This window comes from Methylobacterium gregans, from assembly GCF_022179245.1.
Lineage (GTDB): Bacteria > Pseudomonadota > Alphaproteobacteria > Rhizobiales > Beijerinckiaceae > Methylobacterium > Methylobacterium gregans.
Map to the genome: position 1 here is coordinate 1 of NZ_BPQM01000183.1, position 2,980 is coordinate 2,980.

Annotated in this window: 2 protein-coding genes, 1 tRNA gene and 1 pseudogene; 1 reads left to right on the forward strand and 3 read right to left on the reverse strand. The window is 70.1% G+C overall.

Translation table 11 applies throughout. The features are described from left to right. Nucleotides 1-144 precede the first annotated feature (144 nt). The 3 genes from MFF54_RS26690 to MFF54_RS26700 all read right to left on the reverse strand — a co-directional run bounded on the left by MFF54_RS26690 (nt 145) and on the right by MFF54_RS26700 (nt 2,088). The gene (locus MFF54_RS26690) at nt 145-1,326 is read right to left on the reverse strand and encodes a glycosyltransferase (RefSeq protein ID WP_238307216.1); all 1,182 of its coding nucleotides are present in this window, start codon (nt 1,324-1,326) and stop codon (nt 145-147) included. A 99-nt stretch (nt 1,327-1,425) separates the two neighbouring features. Then, nucleotides 1,426-1,815, reverse strand: a complete 390-nt coding sequence (locus MFF54_RS26695) for a hypothetical protein (RefSeq protein WP_238307217.1) — start codon at nt 1,813-1,815, stop codon at nt 1,426-1,428. Nucleotides 1,816-2,010: 195 nt separating this feature from the next. Continuing rightward, nucleotides 2,011-2,088 (reverse strand) — tRNA-Pro (locus tag MFF54_RS26700). 156 nt (nt 2,089-2,244) lie between these two features. Here MFF54_RS26700 and MFF54_RS26705 point away from each other — a divergent pair. Next, a pseudogene (locus MFF54_RS26705) lies at nt 2,245-2,980 on the forward strand (glycosyltransferase family 4 protein); the annotation flags it as partial.

Here is a 2,980-nt window from a genome sequence, read left to right on the forward strand (position 1 = left end):
GCTGGAAGGCGCGCGCCGCGGCGGTCGACCTGCGCCTGCCCTCGGTGGCGGAGCTGCGCGAGTTCCGGGGCGACGCCGTGCTCGACATCGCCGACCCGATCACCCGCACGCTGATCTACGGCGCCTCCGCCTAAAGCGCGTTGCCTAGCGCAGCCCCTTGATGAGGTTGAGGTACTGCGGCACCACGCACCCGCGCACGTCGTAGCGGGAAACGGTGAGATCACGTGCTGCCGCCCGCATCGCCCGCGTCTGGTCGGCGTTGGCTAGCACCGCGACCAGCATATCGGCCAGCGCTTGAGGCCTGTCGAAGGATCCGAGGACCCCCGTGCGGCCGTGCTCGATCACTTCGCGCACCGAGGCGACGTCCGACGCGACGATCGTACATCCTGACGCCATCGCCTCGAACAGTATCGGCGTGAGCGGGGCCGGGTCGGTGAGATAGACGCTGACCGCCGAAACCTGCAGCAGGCGCGTACGCTGCCCAGCCGGAATGCGGCCAACGAACTCCACGCGAGCAGGATCGAGCTGGCCCATGACGGAGCGCCAGGTCGGGTCTGCGGAGGGCGTCTTGGCTGTTCCTGCAAACATCCCGGCGATCACGACTCGGGCCTGAGGCCGCGCGCGCAGCACTTCGGGCAGCGCCCGAACGAACGTGCCGTAGCCGCGCGCCTCCTCCAGGATGCGGCTCGAGAAACTGATCACCTCGTCGCCGTCTTGGAGGGTGCCGCCGCGCGAGAGCTTGAATCGGGCTTGCGAATCGGGCCGGAAGGCCTCCGTGTCGACACCCTCCGGCACGACAGCGACACCCTCTCGGTAGCTGGCCGGCAGTCGGTCACGCTGCCACTGCGAGGTGGTGACAGACGCGTCCGCCGCGTCGAGCGCGAGCAACCGGATGGCGTTGCGGGTGCGGAGCGCCCAGCGCTCGGCGTCCGAGCTGCCTTCGTCTCCGCCACGCACGCTTTCCGGCCGCCAGAGGCGGTCGATCGACACCAGCAAACGCGCGTCCGGCCATACGTCCTTGAGGTAGAGCGTGTCGGCGGTGTTCGCATCGCCGCAGATCACGTCCGGCGTGAAGCCGTCACGCCGGAGCTCCAGCGCGGCCCGGGCCGCCGCCTCGGCCTGAGCAACCTTCCCGGCGAACTCGCGGACCTCGGCCCGTTCGATCTCTGGCGCTGGCGGCAGCGGGAAGGTCACGGGCCGTACGCCGGGCGCCACGGGCTGACCCTTCGGGTCAAAGGCAGCCACCTCCGTGCCAGGGATGGCCGTGATTGCTTCGGCGATCTCGCGACGCCGAGCGGTGAAGGTATGACCGAGGAAGACGCGCATGGATCCGCGTTTGGCTCGGCCTCGCGGCTCTGTCCAGCGCAACCGCTGGAGAACCGCGACAGGCGGCCGCCTTCCCACCTCTGGAGGGACGCACCACGTTCAGGCAGCGGCCTCAACTGGCCCAGACGCCTGCCGCTGTGCCTGATAGCGCGCGTGACCGAGCCGCTCGATCTCATGGCGGCGAATTAGGTAGCCGAGCCCGTTGTAGACCTGTTTCCGGGTTACGCCGTCGGTGGCGAGCACCGAGCAGATCTCGGCGACCGTGCGGGGCGCACCGTCCATCATCAGCGCGAAGATGCGGTCGGGTAGTTCACCCGTGCGCCCGACCTGACCGAGCCGAGCTTGGCGGGCCTGAAGGGTCACGCCACACGGCGCCACAGCATCAGCGATCTCAACCGCGACTTGGGCGATTCGCTCAGGCCGCTTACCTTCCAGATGTGGGCGCAGGATCGCGGCGATCCGCGCGACCATCGCCGGATCAGCCGGCATGGCGCACCGCCATGGTCACGGTGTCACGTCGCCAACCTGCGAACGGGCCGGGAACGTAGCTGGATTGAAACGTGGGTGAAAACGTGGGTGGTTTTAGCGACCGTGGACGGATTTGTCCCCGTCCTGTTCCCCATGCGGGGCTTTGGCCGGTGAAGCCGATGTCGTCTGAAATGCCCTTCCGGTCAAAGGCTTGAATGGTCGGAGCGAGAGGATTCGAACCTCCGACCCCTAGTCCCCCAGACTAGTGCGCTAACCGGGCTGCGCTACGCTCCGACGCCCCTGTGGGCGAGCCGGGGTGTAGCGGCCGACTTGAGCTTACGCAAGCCCCTTCCGGCGAGCCGGCGAGGGAACGCTCTGGTTCTTCGGATGCGGCGCGGGTAACCCGGCGCTGCGCGGGTCCTGCCGCGGGCCCTGCGATGCCGGAGTTCCATGACGTCTCTCACAACGCGCCCCGTTGCGGTCGACATCACACGCCTCGTCACGCGACTGAGGCACCCGAGCCCATCGGGCATCGACCGAGTCGACCTCGCCTATGCCCGGCACCTGCTGGCGCAGGAGGGCGAGCGCTTCGGCCTGGTGGCGACGGCCCTCGGACCGCGCGTGCTCGACCGCACGGAAGCGTCAGGCATCGTCGAGGCGGTCGCGGCGGGCTGGGCGGAGGATGGCAAGGCCGAAGCCGATCCGGTCTATCGCGCCCTCGCGGCACGGATCGAGGGCGGAGCCGGCGCAGTGGCGACAGGACCGCGCACGGTGGGGGCCCGGGCCCGGCGGCTGATTCAGGCGCGGGCGACGCGCCGGATCCTTGGGGGCAGGCCGGCGAGCGCCCTCCCGCGGAGGAGCCTTTACGTCCACACGTCGCACCTGCGCCTCGACCGGCCGGAGCGGTTCGACTGGCTCTACGACCGCAGCGACGTGCGCGCCGCCTTCTTCGTGCACGACCTCATCCCGATCACGCACCCGGAATACGGGCGGCCCGGCGAGGCCGGGCGGCACGCCGAGCGACTGCGCACGATCGGCCGCCACGCCGCCGCGATCCTGGCGAACTCCCACGATACCGCCGAGCGCACCCGCGCGCATCTGCGCCGGGCCGGCCTCGCCCCGCCGCCCGTCGCGGTCGGCCATCTCGGCGTCGAGCCGGACCGAAGGCCGGCTCGACGCCGAGATG